The following is a 22,873-nucleotide window of genomic DNA, read 5'->3' as shown; positions in this document are numbered from 1 at the left end:
CTCCTCGACGAAGGGTGGAAATCAGATGGGGGCGGAGCCCGATGGGGATTGTTCGCCACGGGCGCACGGCCGGAGGCCCCAGCCTATGGGAAATCCCAGCAAGGCCGATCAGCCACGGGATAGCGTAGAGATCAATTCTGACAGCAGGCATGGAGCACACCGGGTCCGCGCCGACTGTCATGCGAAAGAGGTTTCCTGCCATGAGCGATGACACACCGAAGGAGCCGGAGGACGACTTCCGCGACATGCTGCGGAGCTTCCTCGAGGGCAACTCCGAGATGGACCCGGCCAAACTTGCGAGCGCGGCGGGACTCCCCTCGGATCCCGCGGCCGTGCAGCAGCTCATGCAGCAGCTGCAGAACGCGATGCGCACGACGGGCGATGGAATCGACTGGCAGGTCGCCACGAAGCAGGCGAACGAGTTCGCTGGGCAATCATCACTCAGCGTCACCGACGCGCAGCGCACCGAACTAGACGGGGCTCTTCACATCGCAGCGCTCTGGCTCGACGAGGTCACGAGTGTCACCGAGCTGGCTCTGCCCCCCGCCTATCTGACCCGCCAGCAGTGGACGACCGAGACGATGCCCGTCTGGAGCCAGCTCGCCGAACCCGTCGCGCTGAGCATCGCCGATGCTCTGACAGCTGTGTTGAAGGATCAGGCTCCGGAAGAGATGGCGGGCATGCTCGCCGGAGCGTCCAAGCTCATGCGCAACCTCGGAGGTGCACTCTTCGCCGTGCAGCTCGGCCAGGTCGTCGGCCAGCTCTCGACCGAGGTCGTGTCGGGCGGCGATGTGGGCATCCCGCTCTTCGAAGATCAGACGGCCGCACTGCTGCCACAGAACATAGCGACGTTCAGCGACGGCCTCGACATCCCCCTCGATCAGGTTCAGCTCTACCTCGCTGTTCGAGAGTTGGCCCATGCCCGACTCTTCCGGCACGCCAAGTGGCTGCGACTGCACCTCATCACCTCGATCACGGAATTCGCGCGGGGAATCCGAATCGACACCGAGCGTCTCGAGGAACTCGCGGAGGGATTCGATCCCTCGAACCCCGAGGAGCTTCGCCAGGCTGTCGTCTCGGGAGCGCTTATTCCGCCGAAGACCGACGCTCAGCAGCACGCCCTTACCCGTCTCGAAACCATGCTCGCGCTCATCGAAGGCTGGGTCGACGTCGTCACCGCGCAGGCGACGAAACGCCTCCCCTCGAGCAACGCCGTCGCAGAGACGGTGCGCAGACGCCGCGCCACCGGAGGTCCCGCTGAGTCCGCATTCTCGACGCTCATCGGACTCGAACTCCGTCCGCGACGCCTTCGCGAGGCAGCCGCGATGTGGCAGGCGGTGACCGACGCCGTGGGTTCAGACGTGCGCGATGAACTCTGGTCACACCCCGACCTCGTTCCAACCGCCGACGATATCGACGACCCTGCCGCGCTCGTGGCTCGACTGCAGGCTGGAACGCCCGCGCCCGACGAGATGGACCAGGCGCTCGAAGATCTGCTCCGCGGCGAGGGCGAGTAAACAGCAAGGCATCGACCGCAAGGGCGAGGCTGTGCATAACTTCGACAGCGTGCCCCGCCGATCGGGCATCATCGCTGCATGGTTCTGCAGATAGATCCCCGCTATCCCGTCCTGTGGCGCACGCCGTCGAGTATGCAGATCGGTGCTGACCGGTCGATCGTGACATTGCACGACGTGACCGTTGCCGAGGAGCATCTCGTGGCCGTGTTGCGCAAAGGCATCAGCGCGCCGGGGCTCGACATGATCGGCGAGACCGTCGGCGCCACGCCCGAACACGTCGCGGATCTCCTCGTGCGAATCCGCCCGGCACTCCGGCGTCATGACGATTCGAACCGCGGACTCGAGGGGTTCGCTGTCGTCGTCGCCGGTTCTGCGGAGGGCGCGAGCGCCATCCGCTCGGTGCTTTCAGGTCTGGGAGCCCAACTCGTCGATAGCAGCGCACCTGCCGATCTGGCGATCATCGTGTCGACCTTCAGCACCGATCCTCGCCAGTCCGGCGCCTGGCTTCGACGTGACATTCCTCACCTTGCCGTGGTGTTCGGTGATTCCGAGGTGCGCATCGGACCACTGGTGGAGCCTGGATCGGGTCCGTGCCTTCATTGCGTCGAACGCGCCCGAATCGATGTCGATCCGAGCTGGCCGGCCCTTGCCGGGCAGCTTCTAGGACGACGAGCACACACCGAAGACACGCTCACGGTGTCGACCGTGACGCCGATTGTGGCCCGCGCGGTACTCGATCGACTCGGGCCTGATTCTCCGCAATCCAGGAGGCTCCGGTTGCGCTCGCGCGCGAGAATCGTCGATGGCCAGACGGGCGACATCGAAGAGAAGACGTTCAGCCCTCACGCCGATTGTGCATGCCGGGGAGTGCCTCCTGCAGAAAACGCGACGGTTGCCTCTGCTGAGAGCGTCCCATCCCCGACTCCGAGTACGACAGTTCGAGTCGGCGGCGCGCGCGGGTGAGTCCCACGTAAAGAAGCCGTCTCTCCTCATCGATCTGCTCGAATGTCGTGGCGTAACTGATCGGAACGAGTCCCTCCGACAGGCCGGCGAGGAAGACCACGGGCCACTCGAGGCCCTTGGCGGAGTGCAGTGTCGCGAGGGTGACTGCTCGGAGCGTCGGCTCGTGCCCCGACCCCTGACGCTCCATCAACTCGTCAGTGAACTGGCGGAAGGTGGTCGAGGCCGGTTGGCTCTCGGCCAGGGCCATCAGAGCGTTGAGTGCCTCCCACTTGTCGCGGACAGCGCCGCGGGCTTCGGGGGCGTCCTGGCTCCACCCGAGCGAACGCAGAACATCGCTCACCGATTTGAACAGCGGTTCGCCGGTGATCGACACCGAAGCAGCTCTGAGCGACATCACCGCCTGTTTCACTTCGGGTAGATCGAAGAATCTCTTCGATCCTCGGATCTGATAGCTGACTCCCGCGTCTGCCAGCGCTGTCTCTAGGGCAGCTGCCTGCACGTTCACTCTGTAGAGCACGGCGATGTCCTCTGCCGGAGTTCCGTCGTCGATGAGTCGCGCGATCCTTGCCGCAATCCCCCTGGCCTCTGCCACATCTGATGCATAGGGGGTGACCTCGGGAGCGGTTCCCTGTTCGCCCAGCGCATGCAGAGACAAGGCGCCCGAACGTCCCTTCATCAATCGGTTGGCCGCGTCGACGATCGCCGGCGTGCTGCGGTAGTTCTGTTCCAAACGCACCGTCGTGGTGTTGTCGTACTCCGCAGCGAACGAGAGCAAGTAGTCGCTTCGGGCACCTGCGAAAGAGTAGATCGTCTGGCTGGCGTCACCGACGACACAGAGGTCACTCCGACCACCCACCCACAGCGACAGCAGATGATGCTGCAGCGGCGAGACGTCCTGGTATTCATCGACGACGAAGAACCGGTACTGCTCGTGCACCTGCATCGCAACGGCAGGTTCCTGCTCGATCATGCCAGCGGTCGCAAGCAGAACATCCTCGAAGTCGAGCTGACGGCGCTCGTCTTTGATGTCCTCGTACTTCTGGTGCAGGGCGAGCACCTGGTCGACTGTGAGCGTGCCCGGCAGCGAACGCGACGTGCGCAGGGCCAATTCATAGGCATCCAGATCGAGACTCGACACCTTTCGCCATTCGATCTCGGCGGCGAGGTCGCGGAGACTGGCCGTATCGACTTTCAGCCGCAGTGTCTCTGCGGCCTGACCCAGCAGCCGAGCCTTACCCTCGAGCACTCGCGGCATGTCGCCCCCGACGACGGTGGGCCAGAAATAGTTCAGCTGCGACAGTGCCGCGGCGTGAAACGTACGGGCCGAGACGCCACCGGCGCCGAGCGGGCGCAACCTCGTTCGCAGTTCCGCAGCCGAACGCGCGGTGAAGGTGAGCGCCATGACCCGATTGGGAGAGTAGACGCCCGTCGCAACGCCATAGGCGATCCGGTGAGTGATCGCCCGTGTCTTTCCGGTTCCTGCGCCGGCAAGGATGCAGACCGGACCGACGAGCGCGCGCGCAGCGATCTGCTGGTCATCGTCGAGAGCGGCGAGGATTCTCTCTGAGAGCTCTCCGTCCGCAACCGCTCCGGCGCTCACCATGCCAGGGCCTCGGCGGGCAGCGGCCCCCCGTACCAGTGCTCGAGGATGGCATGGGCGATCGAGGAGGGGCCGGGCAGGGCAACGCCCGTGGAGGGATCGGCGATCTCGGCCCGGGTGAACCATCGGAGGTCGAGGATCTCTTCGCCATCCGGGCGCAACGCGTCATCTGCGAATGCAGGATCGACCTGGGCGTAGAAACCGACCATCAGAGAGGCGGGGAAAGGCCACGGCTGCGACCCGAGGTACTGGGGAGTGAGGATGCGCACTCCCGACTCCTCGAATACCTCTCGCTGCGCGGCAGCCTCGAATGACTCCCCCGGTTCGACGAACCCGGCCAGCAGCGAATACCGGTTCTGCTTCCACATGGCGTTGGAGCCGAGAAGAATTCTGTCCCGAGCGTCGACGATGCCCACGATGACAGCGGCGTCGGTGCGTGGAAAGAGCTCGACGCCGAGTTCCACGTCACGTCGAACCCAGCCGCCCTTCTCTACGATCGTCTCCGCTCCGCTTCGGGGCGAGTGGCTGTGCGACGCATGCCATCCGGCAATCGCCAGCGCCTCGACGAACGCTCCGGCGTCGCGATCGCTCAAGACGGTCGCGGCTTCCCTGAGATTCAGCCAGCGGGCTTCGTCGGGCTCGAGCCTCTCGGCCTCGTCATCGCCCACGACGACGAGCACGATACGAGTACCGACCGGTTCGGGAGACGTGGTCGACAGCGATATGCCGAGGTAGACGCGCAGTTCGACATCGTGCACCCGATCGACGGGAAGAAGCGCCAGAGCCGGCCTGCTGCTGAAGTCGGGGCCCGCGAGAGCCCGCCCCCGCCACAGGGGAAGCAGGCGGGTCGTCGGATCGGCCCAGAGCTCGTCGAAGAGTTCGGGTCGGGCTCGAGCCTCGTGGTCGCGGTCGATTTCCTGCCGAGATAGAGGCAGGTGAGAAAGGAAGGTGGAAGTCATGTGAACCAATCGTGCGTGGCGAACGCACCGCTTAGAAGATGCCAGCCCTACCCTGTTGATATGGCCAGATCCCACTTCACTCTAGCCGCGCTCTCGACCGCGGCCGTTCCCGGGGCTGACATCGTCTCGACCAGGCCAATCGGCACAGGAACGGGCGGACGTTACGACTCCGCGGTCGTCACCCTGCGCGACCGCGATGAACTCATCGTTCGCGTGCCGACCTCGCAAGATGCCGAGACGGAACAGTCGCGCGACCTCGTCGCCCTCACCGCCCTCACCGCGGGATTCCGGGGCCGACTCCCCTTCGACGTTCCCCACGTCGAGGGCCAGACCCCTGTCGCGAATACGCGTGCGATCGTCTACGGCTACATCCCCGGCAACCCCGCCGTGCTGGCCGAACTCGACGCCGCCGATCCGGTGGCCGAGTCGATCGGCCGCGCCATCGCATCCATTCACTCGCTACCCACATCGCTCGTCACAGACTCGGGACTTCCCGTGCAGACGGCAGCCGACGCCGCTCGCGTCGCGCGCATCACCAAAGACCGGGCCGCTGCCACCGGTGCCGTGCCCTCCGACCTTCTCGCGCGTTGGTCGACCGCACTCGAAGACAGTGCACTCTGGCAATTCCAGCCGACCGTCGTGCACGGGTCGCTCTCCCCCGAATCCTTCCTCATCGCCAGCGACTCGGTGACGGGAGTCCTGGGCTGGTCACAGCTGCAGGTCGGTGACCCCGCCTCGGATCTGTTCTGGCTGAGCTCGGCCCCCAGCGAACAGTTGGCCACCCGCGTCTTCGGCGCATACAACCTGGGCCGGAGCACCCCGGTCGATCGTCAACTGCGCAAACGTGCGCGGTTGTATGCCGAGCTCGAGATCGCCAAATGGTTGCTGCACGGCACCGAGAAGCACGACGAGACGATCATCTCCGATGCCAAGACGATGCTGGCGGGCCTGTCAGTGAGCGTGGAATCGGACATGCTGAACCCGCTGTCTACCGACACGGGCCAGATCATGGCGGTCGAAGAGGTCGAGGAGATGCTGCGTCGCACGCCGCGCACCGATGCGTCGTCGGCACGCGACAGCACCCGGGTGAGCGGAATCTCCGAAGACTAGAACGGCCAGAGCTCGAGGAGCTGCTTCTCAGAGAAGAGTTCCTCGGGCGCGATGACCGTGTTGTCGGCGACGAAGTAGAACACGGCGTCGATGAGTTCGGGGTCTATGCCCTTCCACTTGGCATAGGCCAAGCGGTAGAGCGCCAGCTGCAATTGCTTCACCTCGAGGTCGTCGGGCGTGCTCGGCGCCTTTCCCGTCTTCCAGTCGACCACCTGGTAGCGCTCACCGTCGGTGAAGATGGCATCGATCTTGCAGACCACGACCTGAGTGCCGAGCACCAAATGGATCTCGAGTTCGACCTCGAGTGGCTGCCTGTCGGCCCACGGCGACGCTTCGAACGTGGCTTTGAGGCTCTCGAGTTGAGACTGCTCGAGGGGCAGCTCGTCGGTTGCCTGGTCGCTCTCTGCTGCCGCGGCGTCGATCAATTCCGCACTGCCGGCCATGCCATAGCGGCTCTCCACCCAGGCATGAAACCGGGTGCCCAGTCGTGTCTGCCGAAACGGCTTCTCCGGCATCGGGCGACGAAGCGACCGTGCGATCGCTTCGGGATCGGTCACGTAGTCCTTGAAGCGTGAGGCGGCGATACGGTTGGGCACCGGTGCGATCCCGGCCTCCTCGATCTGTCGGTCGCGTTCCGCCAAGAGCAGATCGAGGTCGCGCTGCCAGCGACCAGCGGCGAGCGGCTGAGGGCTCTGGATGCGCGCGAGCACCATCTCGGCGGCCTGCTCGACGCGGCCACGCCGGGCCCCCAGGGGATCGAGAGGCCACCGTGCGGTGAGGCCCTCTCCTTCAAGCGGGTTCTCCTCGTGTTGCGAGTGCTGCGGCAGGTCGACGATGAGCGCGGATTGCTCGAGCTCGGCGAGGAACGTCGACGCGCAGCGCGGTTTCGACTGGGTCGCCCAGAAGGAGCCGGTGAGCAAAAGGGAATGTCGCGCGCGGGTGACGGCGACGTAGATGAGCCGGCGTTCCTCTGCGAGGTGCTTCGCTGCCAACTCGGCCTGAAAAGTCTTCACCGCGCCATCGAATGCCTGTTGCGAAGCCAAGCCGCGCCAATCGAGCGAGGGCAGCGATGAGGCGTCTCCTCTGAACTCGTATGGCAGCACTCCGAAACGGAGCCATCCTTTTCCTTCTTTGCTCTGTGCTGGAATCTCATCCGCCACCAACCTCGGCACGGCCACGACGTCCCACTCCAGACCCTTCGATCCATGGATGGTGAGCAGCTGCACGGTTCCGGGCTCGGGCTCGTCGGTTCGGGGGCTCAGGTCGTCTCTCTTCTCAGCCCGGTCAAGCCATGCGAGGAAGCTCCCCAGAGTTCCCTCGTCGTCGCCCGCGAGAAAGGATGCGATCTCGTCGTGGAACGCGTCGAGCGCTCCCCGCGAGCCGCCGCTCGCCGTCACTCTCTCGTTGGCGGCGAGCTCTACGTCGAGAAGCAGCTGCTGCTCGACGAAGCGCACGAAATCGATGAGCGGAAGATTTGCGCGGGCTCGGAACGTGGCCAGCGTGCGACCAGCATGTCGGAGTCGTTCGAGGCCCGGCTCCGAGAAGCGCTCGAGTTGATGGTGAGTCGACACGTGCTCTGTAACGAAGTCGAGGGCATCGACGATCGATGCCGAATCGTCAGGCGCCACCGACTCGCGCATGCTGCGGGTGACGTCTTCTGGTACCGGGCGGTGAAAAGAATCTCGTGAAGCGAGCCAGCTTGCGAGCTCGGTCAGCGCTCTGAGATCGCGGACGCCGATGTTCCATCGGGCCCCAGAGAGAAGCCTGATCAACGATGACCCTGCTGCCGGATCGTGAGTGGCGCGGAGAGCGCTGACGACGTCGACGACCTCGGGCGAGCTCAGAAGCCCGCCGACGCCGAGGATGTGGAACGGAATTTTTCGGCGATCGAGAGCGGCGGCGAAGAAGTCCATGTGGCTTCGCACCCGGAACAGCATCGCCGCGGACAACGGCCTGGCCGAGTCGTGCGACGCTGACGACGCATGTGACGCGAACTGTTGGGCGAGCCACTCTGCCACCGCTTCGGCCTCGTCGTCGCGCGTCTCGAGAAACCGGTACTCGACGCTGCCGACGGGAGCATCGGGGCGAGGTTTCAGACGATACACGTCGACGGCGGACCCTTTGCGCAACGGCTCGACAAGGGTGTTGGCCGCATCGAGTACCGAACGAGAGTTGCGCCAACTGGTCGACAGAGAAAAGGTCGGAACGTCGCCAGAACCGAAGTCGCGTCCGAACCATCCGAGGTTGCTGGCGCTCGCACCCCTCCAGCCGTAGATCGACTGGTGTGGATCTCCAACGGCCATGACGCCATGCCCCCCGAACAGCCTGGCGAGCAAGCGGGTCTGCACGACAGACGTGTCTTGATACTCGTCGAGCAACACCACGGAGAAGCGCGAGCGATATTCGTCGACGATCTGCGGATTGCGCGTGCAGATCTCGAGCGCGAGCGCGACCTGATCGGAGAACTCCACCAAACCCTTCGCTTGCTTTTGCCGCGCATACGATCTCGCTAGATCGACGAGGAGGGGAAGTGCGCTGACGGGTTCGACGGCGGCGCCGACCGATGCATAAGGCGTCGCCTTAGCCTTGCCTTCTGTGTAAGGAAGATCGACCAGATAGGAGAACTTCTCGGCCAGCCCTGACACATCCTCCGCGTCGACCACGTTCTCACTGAGCTCAGAGCTGAGCGACAGCACGGCTTCGACGAGCTGGTCGAGGCTCTTTCCGAGCGGCACAAGCCTGTCATCGCCCTCAGCAAGCAGTACCCTTCGGGCCAGGCCCCACGCGGCATTCTCACCGAGGAGCACCGACTCGGGTTCGCGACCGACGAGCAAAGCGTTGTCTCGGAAGATCGTGTTGCCGAAGGAGTTGTATGTCGAGACGGTAGGCCTGTCGAAAAGATCGCGGGAATCCGCAGCGCCGTCGCCCCCCACCGCACCTTCGCCGGCGGCAGCCGGCAGTAGACCGGCTCGTCGCAGCGAGTCGATGTGCCCCGAGATTCGAGTGTTCAACTCGCCGGCCGCTTTACGAGTGAACGTCAGTCCGAGAACTTCGTTGACCTGAACCTGACCGTTCGCGAGCAACCAGACGACCCTGTTCGCCATCGTCGCCGTCTTGCCGCTTCCGGCACCGGCAATGACCAGCGACGGCACAAGAGGGGCTTCGATCACGGCACACTGTTCGTCGGTGGGTCGGGGCATTTCGAGCGCATCGGCGAGCTCGACCGCGCCTATCACGCGCTCACCGCCCTGATCACATGAATGCGACACGCGCCGTGCGACCACGGGTCGAGGCAGTGAGACCCGATGCGAGCGTCGACGTGCGCACCTGCCATTCCGGAGGCATCGGTCAGAATGCGCTGCCGGAACTCGTCGAGTTCGCCAGACGAGCGAGGCGCTTGGGTGTGGTCGACGAAGTTCTTGCCGCGGCTCGATTTCGACACGATGAGGAGCCGGGCTCCTCCGGGTCGAGCGTCACGGGGAACTCCGTCGATCAGGCCCGCCTTGAAAGCGAGCTGATATGCGCCCAGTTGGGCGTTCTCACCGATCTCCGCGGCCGTGTACGCCCGTTTGCCGGTCTTCAGATCGACGATCACCACCGATCCGTCTGGGTAGAGTTCGACTCGATCGATCGTTCCCCGGAGGACGGCTTGATCAACTTCTAGTTCGAACTTCGACTCCGCCCCCAAGAGCGTGCCGCCCTGGCGGTCGAAGTCGGCGAGATATGTCGACAGCCGAGACACGAGCTGCCTCGCCTCCCTGCGTTTGATCTCACTGAGCCACGATGATTCGAAATACAGTTCGCCCCAACGCGAGTCGACGAGGTCGAAAAGCGCCTGTTCGCTGGTGTCAGGGGCGGCTGCCGTCGTGCTCGTCTCCATCGCCTCGTGGATCAATGTTCCGACCTGCGACGAGGTGTTCGACGATCCTCCGCCCAGGTGATCGATCAACCAGTTGAGAGGACACGTCTCGAACGATTCCATGCGCGACGGCGAGACGGTGACCCGTGCCTCTTCGTCGGACAGGTCGACGAGCGGCTCCATCGAACTGGCCGCAGCCAGCCCGTACCACTCCGCTGGATGAGCTCCGGGCACCGCCTCACGCGCGAGAGTGGCGAGCGCGGATGCTGCTTGAGACTCGCCGCGAGTGACGACGGTTCGCCTGAGTACGCCGACGAGCCCACGCAACGACAACGGCGTGCGCGACACCGCGCCTGGAACAGGTTCGGGAAGCAGCTTGAAAAGCGGTGACGGCGATGAATCGTCGTCGTCTACCGCCGTGATCAGTAGTTCGACCGAGGCTCGGGAGATCGCCTGGGCGAACATTCGAAGCTCGTCGTGCAGAACGGCCGTTCTCTGGTCTAGTACAGCTGGCGCCTCGCCCCGCCTCGCCCCCTCGAGCGCGTCAGCACCGAGCAGGGTGCCTCGAATTCTGAGATTGGGCCACACATTTTCTTGAACCCCGGCCACCACGACGAGTGCGAACTGCGTGCCGACGGCCCCGGCTGGTGACGTGACGGTGACCGCGCGTGCCGTTGCCGCCCTCGCCAGAGTGTCTTCGGGAACGTCGACGTCGAGCAGCTGTTCGAGGAACACAGTGGCAGGAGCCTCGGGCGACCGTTCGACGAACCTCTTGGCAGAAGAGAAGAGCGCCACGACAGCGTCGAGGTCGTGCGCGGTCTCGTCGGCGACGAGGCCAGTGCCGAGGGATTGCGCGCGCCAGGGCTCCGCGAGTCCGCTGGTCTCCCAGATCTGCCACAACAGTTCTTCGACGCTGGCTTCGGTCGAGGCCGCCTCACAGGTCAAGGCGATCATCGTGGCAAGCAGACGCGCCTTGCGACCCACACGCGGCTCGATTCGAGCGAGAACCAGCGGCATCTGGAGGGCGTCTACCAAGAGCTCGGACCCCGTACGGTGCCCGCCGGATTCGAACTCGAGCTGCCGAAGGGCGCGTTTGAGTCTGCGGAGCAGCACCGCATCGGATGCTGCAAGCGGACTGAGCAGGAGCGCCTCAGCCAGTTCGCCCGTCAGTTCACGGCGCCCCAACGCGATCTCGAGAATGGATGCGAATGCCCGCACCACGGGTTCGTCTCGCAGCGCGACACGGGCCCTTGACACCCTCGTGGGCACGTCGAACGCCGCGAGTCCTCTTTCGAGAGGCGCGATCTGCGAGCCGCTTCGAACGATCACCGCCATGTCGTCCCACGCGACGTTCTCGAACACGTGCGCCTCGCGGAGGCGGCGCGCGATCACGCCGATCTCATCGGACGGGCTCGTCGCGAGCACCGTCGACACCTCCGGTCGCGAACCGGAGGGAGCAGCTGCACCAGCAGCGACCGCGCGGCGCTGACTACCCGCCCTGGCGGTGCCGATTCTGGCGGTGACATCGGCGACGAGCGACCGCAAGTGAGTTGCATGACGGTGCACCGTATCGAGGATGATCGGTGATTCTGTGGAGATGCGGAGGTACTCGCCGAGACGCGCGAGCGTATCTGGATGAGCGCCCCGGAACGTGCCTGTGCTGATGTCGGGGTCACCGAATGCGATGACGGCCACCCCTCGACGGGCGAACTCTCGAACCAGAGTGAGTGTCGCGAGCGTCGACTCCTGCGCGTCGTCGAGCACGAGGAGGCGCAACCGGGCGAGCGAGCCGACCGCCGCCTCGAGCTCGTCGGGTGACGACTCCGCCTCACGCAGAAGCACGGCGGCCTCACGCGCGAGTTCGGCAGAATCGAAACTTCTATCGCGATAGCTGGTCTTGACGCGGTCGTATCCCTCGATGAACTGTGCCGCTGCCCTCCATTCGGGCCGACCGGCGGACTCGGCGAGCATCGCGAGTCGATCAGCGGATGTGCCTGTTTCGACGGCCCGCATCATGAGGTCGCGCAATTCGGTGCGGAACCCTCTCAGGCGCCGTACGTCTTCTCCGAGATGGTCGGGCCAGGCTGGCCCGGACGCGTCGGCCATATCACCCGCGAGCAATTCGGAGATGATCTGATCTTGCTCGGCCCCGGTCAGAAGAACGGGCGGTTCTTCACCGCGCACGGCCGCCATGCCCCGCACGATCTGAAATGCGATCGAGTTCGCCGTGCGAGCGAGGGGCCCGTTCGACGGCACGTTCATGCGAAGGGCCAGCCGGTCACGAAGCGCCGTAGCGGATGCGCGAGTGGGGGTGATGACCAGGACCTCGTCGGGCGAGAAACCTCGGTCGTGCACACGGTGGCACAGCAGTTCGACCAACGCGGTGGTCTTGCCCGTACCTGGCGCACCGATGACGGCGCAACTGGCCGAGTCTTCGAGCGCCAGCACACGCGACTGCCCGGGGTCGCGGGCGAAGGGCCGATCAATTTCCACGAGAGCAAAGCTAACGTGTGCCACTGACACCGTTGGTATCTGGGCGCCGAGCCTGTTCGCTCTCGGCGAGTCGCCGTAGCCTCGGATCGGCGTGACGGCTCGCGATTCTGTCCTAATCTGGACGCATGGCCCCAGAGTGGGCCGCAGCACTTGTGAAAGGTAGTCCTGGTGGATATTCGAATCGGCATTGCACACTCCCCCCGCGAAATCAGCTTCGAGTCGAGCCAGTCACCGGCCGACATCGAGAAGGCCGTCGCAGAGGTCCTGAGCGGAGCATCCGGTCACCTGTCACTGACCGATGTCAAAGGCACCGTCTACCTCGTTCCTGCGACGACACTCAGCTATGTCGAAATCGGTGCAGAAGAGGCACGACGCGTCGGCTTCGTTCTCTAGCCCGATGGAGCTGCTCTTCATCACCCTCGGCGGCGCCATTCTCGGTCTCGTCGCGCGGTACAGCCTGTCGCACCGAGAAAATCACGGTGTCGCGCTCGTTCCGTCCATCGGTGCCGCGGTGGCGGCCATCGTCTGGGTGGCCCTCACATGGGCAGGTCTGAAGTGGGATGGCGGCTGGATCTGGGTGATCAGCCTCGTGGTGACCGCCGTGGTCGTCGGCATCGTCGATCGCGTGATCGGTAGCTCTCGTGAGCGCGCCGATATCGCGCGATTCAACGCGCTCCGCACGCCATCCGCCGCGAACTGAACCGGTGGCATCCCTCGTCGAGGCCGAAGAGCTCGACGCCCGCGACCCTCTAGCGTCGCGCCGCGAGCTCTTCATCGGTTCCGATGACCCGAGCGTCTCCGCCTATCTCGACGGCAATTCCCTCGGCCGCCCACTCCGCGCCAGCGCGGCGCGGCTCGCGTCGTTCGCATCGGATGCCTGGGGCTCCCGGTTGATTCGAGGGTGGGACGAGGAGTGGTTCGACCTTCCTCTCAGCCTCGGAGACCGCATCGGTGCGATCACCCTGGGCGCGGCAGCCGGCCAGGTGGCCGTCGGAGACTCGACCACGGTCCTGCTGTACAAGCTCATCCGCGCTGCAGTCGATGCGCGGCCCGGGCGCACCGAGATCGTCGTCGACACCGACAACTTTCCGACAGACCGTTATCTCGTCGAGGGCATCGCGGCCGAGCGCGGCCTCGAGCTCCGATGGATCGAATCCGACACTCGCGGTGGGGTATCGCCCGCTGAACTCGAGGCTGTGGTCGGCGCGAAGACCGCGCTGGTGCTCCTCTCTCACGTCGCCTACCGATCGGGGTTCCTCGCCGATGTGCCCGCACTCACGGCGATCGCCCACGATTCCGGCGCTTTGGTGCTGTGGGATGTCTGCCACTCGGTCGCGAGCGTGCCGATCGAACTCGATGAGTGGGGCGTCGACATCGCCGTCGGCTGCACCTACAAGTACCTGAACGGCGGTCCTGGGTCGCCGGCGTTCGTCTATGTCCGCCGTGACCTCCAGAACCAGCTGTCGCAGCCGATCCAGGGCTGGATGGGCCACGCGGCACCGTTCGACATGGGTCCCGGATACTCCCCCGCCCCCGGCATGCGGCGATTCCTGAGTGGCACGCCGTCGATCGTCGGCATGCAGGCACTCCGCGACATGGTCGATCTCATCGCTGAGGTGGGAATGGAGGCGATCCGCGCTAAATCGGAGACCCTCACCCGGTTCGCCGTCGAGGCCGTCGACGACTGGCCCGCATCCTGGGCTGTCGAGCTAGCGACCCCGCGAGAGGCCGAGCGCCGGGGCAGCCACGTGACCATCGAGCATCCGGCGTTCAAACAGATCACCGCCGAGCTGTGGCGCCGTGGCGTCATTCCCGACTTCCGCGCACCTCACGGCATGCGTCTGGGACTGTCGCCACTATCGACGAGTCACGTCGAGCTCTGGAACGGCCTCGAGGCCGTGCGAGAGCAGCTCGTCAGGCTGTGAGTCCGAGCCCGTCCATGCGGCGGGTATGCGCAGCGATGACCTCGGTGAACACCGGCTCTATGCGCTGCTCGTCTGAGTTGCGGTTGTCGGTGTGGTGAATCGCGGAACGCGCGACCAGAAGAGTGTCTCCGACGACCCGACGACCCCACATGGCAAGGTGAGACCCGAGCTTCGGATCGTTCGCGATGCCCTCGGCCACGATGGTGGCGATGGCCTGACGACCGCTCTCGGCATCGAGGATTTGGACCATGCGCGGGCCAGAACCGTTCTCGAGCCCCGCTGCGAGGTGGATGAAGAAGTCGTCGAGAATGCCGGCGCTGACGTAGAGGCTCGTCAGAGCTTCGTGCCATGTCTCTCCCGCGACGACTTCGCGATAGTGGTCGATGGCGGGGGCGAACGGCTGCATGATGACCGCTGGATCCGCGACGTGTCGGCGGATCTCGGCGACGAGCCGCTCGTGCTTGTCGAGCGCCTGGCCGGCGGCCGGGCCGAGCGACTCCTTGTGCGCCACGGTGGGCGCCTGGGTCACGATGCGCGACAGCGATTCGAACAGCGAAAGCTGGATATACGCGGCCTGACCCAGATAGGGAAGCAGCGCGGGGGTGAGCTCGGCCAGATTCACGCGCGGTAATTGCACGGCCTCTCCGCGGGGCTTCAGGCGGGGCACCTCGAGGCGCACCTTGGGCCGGCGAAACGTGAACACCCTCGTTAGCCTAGCGGCGCGGCGCGCCCGTCAACGGACCAGGCGCCCCCTTAATCGTGTCGATCCAGTAAACTCGGGGATGCCCTGACACGAATCGGGGCGTCTACGCCGCCCGCCAGGCGCCATCGCCGGCCTTCGACGTGCAGGGAACGGACCACTTCGGTCTCGATTGCCTCCGCGACCACTCTCCTCAGCGGCGTAGCCCGATAATTCATGACAGGGCATCACACAGTGACTTTCACCGATCTAGGCATCGACCAGGACATGGCCGACGCGCTTGCAAGCAAGGGCATCCTCGAGCCGTTCCCCATTCAGACGCAGACGATCCCCCTCGCCCTCGACGGCCAGGACATCATCGGCCAGGCCAAGACGGGCACCGGCAAGACGTTCGGGTTCGGCCTGCCACTCATCCAGCGCCTCGGGCTCACCCCCGAGAACGGCGTGCAGGCGCTCGTCGTCGTTCCCACCCGCGAACTCGCGGTGCAGGTGACCGAAGACCTCGTGCTCGCCACGTCGAACCGCCCGACGACGATCGTGTCGATCTACGGCGGCAAGGCCTACGAAGGCCAGATCGAACAGCTGAAGGCGGGCGCGCAGATCGTCGTCGGCACCCCCGGACGACTCCTCGACCTCGCAGGCCAGCGCCTGCTGAACCTCGCGAACGTGCGCGAGATGGTGCTCGACGAGGCCGACAAGATGCTCGACCTCGGATTCCTCGCCGACATCGAGAAGCTCTTCGCCCAGACTCCGGCCACGCGACACACGATGCTCTTCTCCGCGACCATGCCCGGGCCGATCGTGGCCCTGGCGCGACGGTTCATGTCGAAGCCCATCCACATCCGCGCCACCGATCCCGATGAGGGCCAGGTTCAGGCGCAGATCAACCACCTCATCTACCGCGCTCACAACATGGACAAGGACGAGGTCATCGCCCGCATCCTTCAGGCCGAGGGTCGCGGCAAGACCGTCATCTTCACCCGCACCAAGCGGGCTGCGGCGAAGCTCGTCGAAGAACTCAACGATCGCGGCTTCAACGCGGCGGCGGTGCACGGCGATCTGAACCAGGAGCAGCGCGAGCGCGCGATGGCCGCGTTCAAGGCGGGCAAGAAAGACATCCTCATCGCCACCGACGTGGCCGCACGCGGCATCGATGTGCTCGACGTGACTCACGTCATCAACCACACGATCCCCGAAGACGAGAAGGCGTACCTGCACCGCGTCGGCCGCACGGGCCGTGCCGGCAAGACCGGAATCGCCGTGACGTTCGTGGACTGGGACGACCTGCACAAGTGGGCCCTCATCAACCGCGCCCTCGAGTTCGGCCAGCCGGAGCCCACCGAGACCTACTCGTCGAGCCCGCACCTCTTCTCCGACCTGAACATCCCGGCCGGCACCAAGGGCCGCCTGCGGCCTGCTTCGCCGAAAGCGGATGCGCCGAGCGCAGACCGCGCCCCGCGTGGCTCGGGCGACTCTCGTCCCCCGCGCACACGCTCGCGTGCACCGCGTTCGGCCGGCACCGAGTCGGGTACGGCGAACGCTCCTCGTACGACGTCGGCCGACGGCGCCGGAACCCACACGGGCACCGGTCCGGAGCACCACGACGGTAACAGCGCGCCTCGCCGTCGCACGCGCCGCCGCACGCCGCGCGCTGCCGAGTAGAACGCGCAGACGTCAGTCGGGCAGCACGGGCTTCCAGCCCGTGCTGCGCTCGACGAGTCGTTCGAGCACCTCGGGCGACGTCTGGTTCTCCGCGAGCCGGTTGGGCTTGCCTTCGCCGTGGTAGTCACTCGAGCCCGTGACCGCCAGGTCGAACTTGGCGGCAAGCTCTCTTAGCCGAGCCTTGCCGTCTTCCGTGTTCTCTCTGTGGTCGATCTCGAGGCCGAACAGACCCGCGTCGACGAGACGGGAGAGCTCCCCCTCGCTCACGACACCGTCGCGCCCGCGCGTGGCTGGATGCGCGATCACCGGTACCCCGCCCGCCGCGACGATGAGCTCCACGCCCGTCAACGGATCGGGAGCGTAGTGCGGCAGGTAATACCCTGCCCGCCAATGCAGGATTCCGGCGAAGGCGTCGCTTCTCGTCAGCGAATGCCCCTTGGCCACCAAGGCGTCGGCGATGTGCGGCCGCCCCACGGTCGCTCCGTCCTGCGTCTGCGCGAGAACGTCGTCCCAGCTGAGGTCGTAGTCGGCGGCGATGGCCTGCACCATGTCTTCCGCTCGGGTGAGCCGGGCAGATCGGATGCGAGCGGACTCGGCGACCAGTCCGGCGCTGTTGGGATCGAACAGGTACGCGAGCATGTGGATGCTCGCCCGGCCTCGGCGGGTCGACAGCTCCATACCGGGAATCAGAGCGATTCCCGCACGTCGCGCCTCGGCGGAGGCCGACTCCCAGCCTGCCGTCGAATCATGATCGGTGATGGCGACGGTACCCAGGCCCGCTTCGGCAGCCGCACGAACGAGCTTGGCGGGCGTCTCGGTTCCATCCGAGGCACTGGAGTGCGTGTGCAGATCGATCGGCCCTGGAGGGAATACGGATGCCATCTGCCCATCGTACGAGTTCGAGCACCGCGAGACTCGCCGCTACGATGAGCGCATGAGGTCGACGATCCGCGAAGTGCTCAGGCTCGCGGGCCGCACCTGGCCATTGCTGCTGGTCTGGTTCCTCGGCGGCTGGATCGTGCGCTGGGTGGTCATCCGCATCGCCGCCGAACTCGGAGCGATCGACGCGACTCTGGGCCTTCTTGTTCTGCCGATCGCCGTCCTTGCCAGGTTGGTGTCGTACATCGGCATGTTCCTCGTTCTCCGCGACTCCATGCCGGCCTTCACACGGCTCGCGAAGGGCAACGTCACCGACGACTCCGTCGAGGAGACGGCCCTCGGATTCCGGGACATTCTGCTCTCGAGCGTGCTCGTCTTCTTCGCCCTGTACTCGACGATGGACCTGATGCGCCAGGACCTGCTGAAGTACGCCGGACTCGCCATCGAGTCAGACAACTTCTTCACCTATGCGGGCTCCGGGACGACGGTGCTCGCGGTCACGGCAACTCCGGCCTCGGTAGCTGTCGCCATCATCGCCTTCGCGGGTCGATTCGCGCTCAAGCGTCTGCGGTCACGGCTGCCGGCGTGGACCTCGATCATCACGGTCTATTTCGAAGCGGTCTGGGTCTTCATCGCGGTCAATGTGCTGTCGAGCCTCTTCAGCGTTGTGCCCGCGTGGATCGACAGCCGCCAATTCATCCGGTCTCTCGATGAGCTGAGACAGACGCTGGTCGAGAATTCTGTGACCCTCAGACTCGCGTGGGACGGCGCATCCTGGGTCTGGAACTCGAGCAGCGAGATCATATTCCTTGCTTTGGCATGGCTCCTCGTCGCCGGCGTCGTCTATGTGCGCTCACTGACGACCTCGCGGCTCGAGCTGCGCCGCGCACGTCCGCGGGGCCCACTCCTCGGAGCAACCCTCGCCTCTGCTCCAGCTGGTCTGGCTCGCCGCGCACGCCCGCTGTTCGACGACGCCATCGAGATCGCGAAGCCCTTGCTTCTGAGTGCGCGGGTCATCCTGCGGGGCGGTATCGTCTTTCTCGCCGTCTACGTCTTCGCGTACGCCCTCTGGATCAGCGTCGGAGACTGGGTCCTCGCCGGCCTCTATGCAGCGATCGGTCCCCATCCGTACGCGTGGTGGATGGCGACCGATCAGCCCATCGGGTTCGTGATCGACTTGCTCGTCGAGCCGGTTCGCATCAGCCTGCTTGCGGTCGCGTTCGACTTCTGTCTGAGGTCGTCGCGCCGAGCCGCAGATGTAGCGCTCGACGACATGTCTGACGACGTCGATGCGCTGGAGACGGCCGACGGCGAAAGCTCCAGCTCGAGGTAATCCGGTGCGAGGCCGAGTTTCTCGATGTGCACCCATGACTTCGACTCTGCCGCACCACCCGGAATAGTGGCCGCAACGACAAGTCGATACGGCTCCCCCTGCGAGTCTGAGCAGGTCGTCTGAGCATCGCCGGTCGGGGGAAATTTACGAGGGAGATCGACGTTCGCGTTCCAGGCGCGCTTCTCAGGATGCCCCGGGCTCGTCGCCGAGATCGTGAGGTCGCACGAGTCGACGGAGCCTTTTCCAGGGGTCACGTCCAGCACGGCGACGATGAGATCCATATCGGGGTCGAGCTCGAGTTCGTCTCCACCCTCCGTTCCGCCGCGCACGAGCACTGTGTCGTGGACTCGGAATTCGGCTCCGCCGTAGACCGCGCTCTCGCCGTCGGGCACCGTCACCGCATGCGAATAGAGGCGGTTCTGATAGTCGAACCATTCGCTCGACGTGGTGACGATCACCGTTCCGGGCAGCAAGACGGCAAGGGCCAGCACCGACCACCGATTGCGTCTCCACCACGACGGCTCTGCTGCCGCGAACGGCTCACCGGTGTCTGCAGCCCGCTCGCCGGGCGACTCCGAGATCACAGGACCTTCTCCTCGGGTCGCGACACGGCTACGTCGGACTCGACAGGCAGACTCGTGAGATCGACCTGGGTGACAAGACGAGAGTCGAGGATCGACTCGAATGAGGCATTGATTCCGATCTCGGCCTTGGCTGCTTCTGCCGACCGAAGTTTGTCGTCGGAGACTTCGAAGAGAATCACCCCGACCGACGCTATGCCGGGCCTGACGGTGCCGTCGTCGAGCGTCACGAGCGAAAGGCGCTCCGAGGCGTAGTAGGTCGTGTCGCCGATCGTCAACGTCGGTCTGTACAACGACGAGGGCTCGAACCGAGCGGCGATCTCGGCGTCGACCACGACCCAGGTTCCCGTCGTCTCACCTGACCAATCGCTGTCAGCCGCCGTGGCGTCTATCGACGAAGCCAGACGCACCGACGTCACCGCGCCGGTGAGTGTGCGGCCGGTCAGAACGTCTCCGATGCCACCGCGCACGTTGAATGGCACGTTGATGTCATCACCGTGCGGCGTCACCCCGTAGACCACCACAGTCGCCGCAAGCGCGACGACGACCGTCAGCGCCGAGAGGGCGCCGCGTCGAGTCACTCGCCTGCCGGAGATCACTTGGCTTTGTCTTTCGCGAAGTCGAAGCCTCGGTCGCCCAGCACGAGGGAAACATCCGCGGTGACGACGGGATCGCCCCAGGAGTCGGCGAAGAGGAAACCCTTCAGCAGGGATTTGTCCAGAACATGCACGGTGATCTCAGAGCCGGACTCTTCATCGCTCGCTGGAATCTCCCAGAGCAACACGATCTCCTGCGCTACGCCAGGCTGCAGTGTGGGGTTGCTCGAAGACTCCCCTATGCGGATCACCTCATCGGCCTGCGGTGTACCGGCCGATCCCACGACACCGTCGACCAGGACGTTGTCTTTCACCTTGTCTACCGGTGTATTCGACACGTTGGTGACGAGGGCTCGGACCGCAAGGAATCGGTTGCCGTCTTCGGGGTTGAAATAGGGATCGAATCCATCTGCGAGAAACGCATCCTCTATTGTGACGTCGAGTTGTTTACCGGTGACCACCTGGCCACTGGTCGCTCGCGCGACAGGCGGCTTCTCGACCGTGTTCAGGCCACCGAATCCGGCCACCGCACCGAACACGACGACAAGCGCCGAGCTGGCATAGAGGGCGGGAGATGCTCGTTCGACGAGCGAGAGCAGCCGCGAAGACGATCGATCACGGGCTGCTGGCATGGGTCTAACTTACTCGGGACATGAATCAATGGCTCAGAATGGTCGTATGGCCGACGCACAGAAGACAGACCACTCCGACGCCCCCACAGAAGCGGCGGCGGGCAATAGAAGCACGACACCGGGCTCGACGACGTTCCGCGATTTCATCGCCAGCGGGTGGGCCGATCGAACCGACATCGTTCCGCCGGCCCGGCCCGAGGCATCCTTCGCCGCGGCGCGCCGCGAGGCCATCTCGGCTCTGCACCCCGACGAGACCCTCGTCATACCCGCGGGCGATCGCAAACAGCGCTCCAACGACACCGACTATCCCTTCCGCGCCCATTCTGCGTTCTCGTGGCTCACGGGTTGGGGCTCCGACAGTGAGCCCGGGGCTGTACTGGTGCTCGAGCCTCGAGCTGAGGGTGGTCACGACGCGACCCTGTACTTCCGCGAACGCGCGGGACGCGACTCTGACGAGTTCTATGCGAACTCCGAGATCGGCGAGTTCTGGATAGGCGCTCGGCCGTCGTTGGCCCAGGTCGCCGGAGACCTGGGAATCGCGACTCGCGGCATCGCCGACTTCGACAGAATTCGACAGTCGGCGGATGCGTCGACCCGGGTCGTTCGTGAGGCCTCCGGCGATCTCCTGAAGACCTCGGACGAAGAGCTCGACGATGCCTTCGCTCGCGATCTGTCGGAGTTGCGGCTGGTGAAGGACTCGTTCGAGGTCGAACAGATGAGACTCGCCGTCGCGGCCACCGCTCGAGGTTTCGATGACGTCATTCGCGACCTGCCGAAGATCTCGGCCCACCAGCGCGGCGAGCGGATCGTCGAGGGCGTGTTCAACACCCGCGCCCGAGTCGACGGCAACGCCGTGGGCTACGACACCATCGCCGCCTCAGGACCGCACGCCTGCATCCTCCACTGGACGACCAACGATGGACCCGTCGTGCCCGGCGACCTCATGCTGCTCGACGCGGGCGTCGAAGTCGACACTCTCTACACCGCCGACATCACGCGCACACTGCCGATCTCGGGCACCTTCTCGCCCGTTCAGAGAGATATCTACGAGGCCGTGCGCGAGGCCGCCGATGCGGCCTTCGCGATCGTGCGCCCGGGCATCCGGTTTCGCGAGATTCACGCGACCGCCATGACCGCGATCGCCCAGCGCACTGCCGAGTGGGGTCTGCTGCCCGTCTCCGCCGAAGAGGCGCTCGAGGCCGACAACCAGCAGCACCGCCGCTACATGGTGCACGGCACGAGCCATCACCTCGGCATCGATGTGCACGACTGCGCCCAGGCGCGCCGCGAAATGTATCTCGACGGAATCGTGGAGGAGGGCATGGTCTTCACGATCGAGCCGGGGCTCTACTTCCAGCCGGATGACCTGACGGTTCCCGAGTCGTTCCGGGGTATCGGCGTTCGCATCGAAGACGACATCCTCGTAACGAACGATGGAGCAGAGAACCTTTCGGCCGGCATCCCGCGCACAGCCGACGATGTCGAGGCGTGGATCGCACGCCTGAGCTAGCGCAAGAGTGCGCCCGCCTGTCAGACGGCGGGCGCCTCGAGCAGGTTTCTCGCCTTATTTGCGACGTCCGGGCTCACGACGAGTGAGTAGCTCGTTGCGATGACCTGCATCGTCGACGTGAAGTCGCGGCGGCGCCGCGAGATCGAATAGGTGACGATGCGGAAGAGCATTCCGAACCCCGCACCGATGAGGCTGGCGGCGGCGATGAACGGAAGCGACGTGCCCGTCGGCTGCAGGATCACGAGGAAGAAGCCGAAGAACAGGCCGAGCCACAGGCCGCTCAGAGCACCGGAGATGGCCGCCCTGGCGTAGCTCTGCTTAGCCAACACTCGCTCCACAGTCTTCAGATCGCTGCCCACGATCGACACCTCGGCGACCGGAAAATCGGCGTGCGCGAGGCGGTCGACCGCGGTCTGGGCCTCGACGTACGAGTCGTAGGTCGCAACGATCTCGCCACGGGGCATCGTCGCGGAATTGCTCGGCGTACGGCCGCCGAATGGCATCTGATTACTCACAGGACCATCCTCCCATGGCCCTCATGTGGAAGGTCTAAG

General features: G+C 65.2%; 17 protein-coding genes and 1 pseudogene. 9 read left to right on the top strand and 9 right to left on the bottom strand.

Annotated features, from left to right (window positions below; all coding sequences use genetic code 11):
• The first annotated feature begins 200 nt into the window (after positions 1-200).
• Together B9Y86_RS13545 and B9Y86_RS17770 are read left to right on the top strand one after the other, a co-directional pair.
• Positions 201-1,517: a zinc-dependent metalloprotease gene (locus B9Y86_RS13545; protein ID WP_085486973.1), complete on the top strand. Its 1,317-nt coding sequence runs from the start codon at positions 201-203 to the stop codon at positions 1,515-1,517.
• 78 nt (positions 1,518-1,595) lie between these two features.
• Positions 1,596-2,387 (top strand): annotated as a pseudogene (locus B9Y86_RS17770) (TOMM precursor leader peptide-binding protein); the annotation flags it as partial.
• Here the strand turns inward: B9Y86_RS17770 and B9Y86_RS13535 are convergent.
• On the bottom strand, positions 2,353-4,083 hold the full coding sequence (locus tag B9Y86_RS13535; protein ID WP_085486903.1) for an ATP-dependent helicase: 1,731 nt from the start codon (positions 4,081-4,083) through the stop codon (positions 2,353-2,355). The pseudogene B9Y86_RS17770 and the gene B9Y86_RS13535 sit on opposite strands and share 35 nt — an antisense overlap.
• A complete protein-coding gene (gene nudC / locus B9Y86_RS13530) occupies positions 4,077-5,039 on the bottom strand; it encodes an NAD(+) diphosphatase (RefSeq protein ID WP_085486901.1) in 963 nt (320 codons plus the stop codon). The genes B9Y86_RS13535 and nudC overlap by 7 nt, the downstream gene beginning before the upstream one ends.
• 60 nt (positions 5,040-5,099) lie before the next feature.
• Between nudC and B9Y86_RS13525 the strand changes: the two genes are divergently transcribed.
• Entirely contained in the window at positions 5,100-6,149 is a 1,050-nt protein-coding gene (locus B9Y86_RS13525; protein ID WP_085486899.1) for a phosphotransferase, read from the top strand.
• Here B9Y86_RS13525 and B9Y86_RS13520 read toward each other — a convergent pair.
• Together B9Y86_RS13520 and B9Y86_RS13515 are read right to left on the bottom strand one after the other, a co-directional pair.
• Positions 6,146-9,349 carry an ATP-dependent DNA helicase gene (locus B9Y86_RS13520; RefSeq protein WP_085486971.1) on the bottom strand — a complete coding sequence of 1,068 codons (3,204 nt, stop codon included), beginning with the start codon at positions 9,347-9,349 and terminating at the stop codon, positions 6,146-6,148. The genes B9Y86_RS13525 and B9Y86_RS13520 overlap by 4 nt on opposite strands.
• 32 nt (positions 9,350-9,381) lie before the next feature.
• Positions 9,382-12,501, bottom strand: coding sequence for an ATP-dependent helicase (locus B9Y86_RS13515; RefSeq protein ID WP_139824899.1), 3,120 nt, complete (start codon positions 12,499-12,501; stop codon positions 9,382-9,384).
• Positions 12,502-12,669: 168 nt separating this feature from the next.
• On the opposite strand from B9Y86_RS13515, the gene B9Y86_RS13510 reads away from it, so the two are divergent.
• Genes B9Y86_RS13510 through kynU form a run of 3 tightly spaced genes read left to right on the top strand, consistent with a single transcriptional unit; the run spans position 12,670 to position 14,426 of the window.
• Positions 12,670-12,894: a DUF3107 domain-containing protein gene (locus B9Y86_RS13510; protein WP_044438881.1), complete on the top strand. Its 225-nt coding sequence runs from the start codon at positions 12,670-12,672 to the stop codon at positions 12,892-12,894.
• A 4-nt stretch (positions 12,895-12,898) separates the two neighbouring features.
• Positions 12,899-13,201 carry a hypothetical protein gene (locus tag B9Y86_RS13505; RefSeq protein ID WP_085486969.1) on the top strand — a complete coding sequence of 101 codons (303 nt, stop codon included), beginning with the start codon at positions 12,899-12,901 and terminating at the stop codon, positions 13,199-13,201.
• 4 nt (positions 13,202-13,205) lie between these two features.
• A complete protein-coding gene (gene kynU, locus B9Y86_RS13500; RefSeq protein ID WP_085486895.1) occupies positions 13,206-14,426 on the top strand; it encodes a kynureninase in 1,221 nt (406 codons plus the stop codon).
• On the opposite strand, the gene B9Y86_RS13495 is transcribed toward kynU, so the two are convergent.
• Complete coding sequence (locus B9Y86_RS13495; RefSeq protein WP_244894758.1) at positions 14,416-15,129, bottom strand: ferritin-like fold-containing protein; 714 nt, start codon at positions 15,127-15,129, stop codon at positions 14,416-14,418. The genes kynU and B9Y86_RS13495 overlap by 11 nt on opposite strands.
• A 231-nt stretch (positions 15,130-15,360) precedes the next feature.
• Between B9Y86_RS13495 and B9Y86_RS13490 the strand changes: the two genes are divergently transcribed.
• Positions 15,361-16,788 (top strand): DEAD/DEAH box helicase, encoded by a 1,428-nt coding sequence (locus B9Y86_RS13490; RefSeq protein ID WP_085486893.1) that lies wholly within the window; start codon positions 15,361-15,363, stop codon positions 16,786-16,788.
• Between the two features lie 12 nt (positions 16,789-16,800).
• On the opposite strand, the gene B9Y86_RS13485 is transcribed toward B9Y86_RS13490, so the two are convergent.
• The gene (locus B9Y86_RS13485; RefSeq protein WP_085486891.1) at positions 16,801-17,670 is read right to left on the bottom strand and encodes a PHP domain-containing protein; all 870 of its coding nucleotides are present in this window, start codon (positions 17,668-17,670) and stop codon (positions 16,801-16,803) included.
• 52 nt (positions 17,671-17,722) lie between these two features.
• Here B9Y86_RS13485 and B9Y86_RS13480 point away from each other — a divergent pair, with 52 nt between their 5' ends.
• On the top strand, positions 17,723-19,000 hold the full coding sequence (locus B9Y86_RS13480) for a hypothetical protein (protein WP_085486889.1): 1,278 nt from the start codon (positions 17,723-17,725) through the stop codon (positions 18,998-19,000).
• 580 nt (positions 19,001-19,580) lie between these two features.
• On the opposite strand, the gene B9Y86_RS13475 is transcribed toward B9Y86_RS13480, so the two are convergent.
• Positions 19,581-20,162: a hypothetical protein gene (locus tag B9Y86_RS13475; RefSeq protein ID WP_139824898.1), complete on the bottom strand. Its 582-nt coding sequence runs from the start codon at positions 20,160-20,162 to the stop codon at positions 19,581-19,583.
• 14 nt (positions 20,163-20,176) lie between these two features.
• Positions 20,177-20,809, bottom strand: coding sequence for a DUF4352 domain-containing protein (locus B9Y86_RS13470; RefSeq protein WP_085486885.1), 633 nt, complete (start codon positions 20,807-20,809; stop codon positions 20,177-20,179).
• A 46-nt stretch (positions 20,810-20,855) separates the two neighbouring features.
• Between B9Y86_RS13470 and B9Y86_RS13465 the strand changes: the two genes are divergently transcribed.
• The gene (locus B9Y86_RS13465) at positions 20,856-22,319 is read left to right on the top strand and encodes an aminopeptidase P family protein (protein WP_085486883.1); all 1,464 of its coding nucleotides are present in this window, start codon (positions 20,856-20,858) and stop codon (positions 22,317-22,319) included.
• A gap of 20 nt (positions 22,320-22,339) precedes the next feature.
• Here the strand turns inward: B9Y86_RS13465 and B9Y86_RS13460 are convergent, their stop codons facing one another.
• Positions 22,340-22,834, bottom strand: coding sequence for a YflT domain-containing protein (locus B9Y86_RS13460; protein WP_244894757.1), 495 nt, complete (start codon positions 22,832-22,834; stop codon positions 22,340-22,342).
• Between the last annotated feature and the right edge of the window lie 39 nt (positions 22,835-22,873).

Origin of the sequence: Agreia pratensis (assembly GCF_900177685.1) — a bacterium.
GTDB lineage: Bacteria > Actinomycetota > Actinomycetes > Actinomycetales > Microbacteriaceae > Agreia > Agreia pratensis.
The sequence above is the reverse complement of the archived record's forward strand: the minus strand, read 5'-3'. Positions and strand labels throughout refer to the sequence as shown.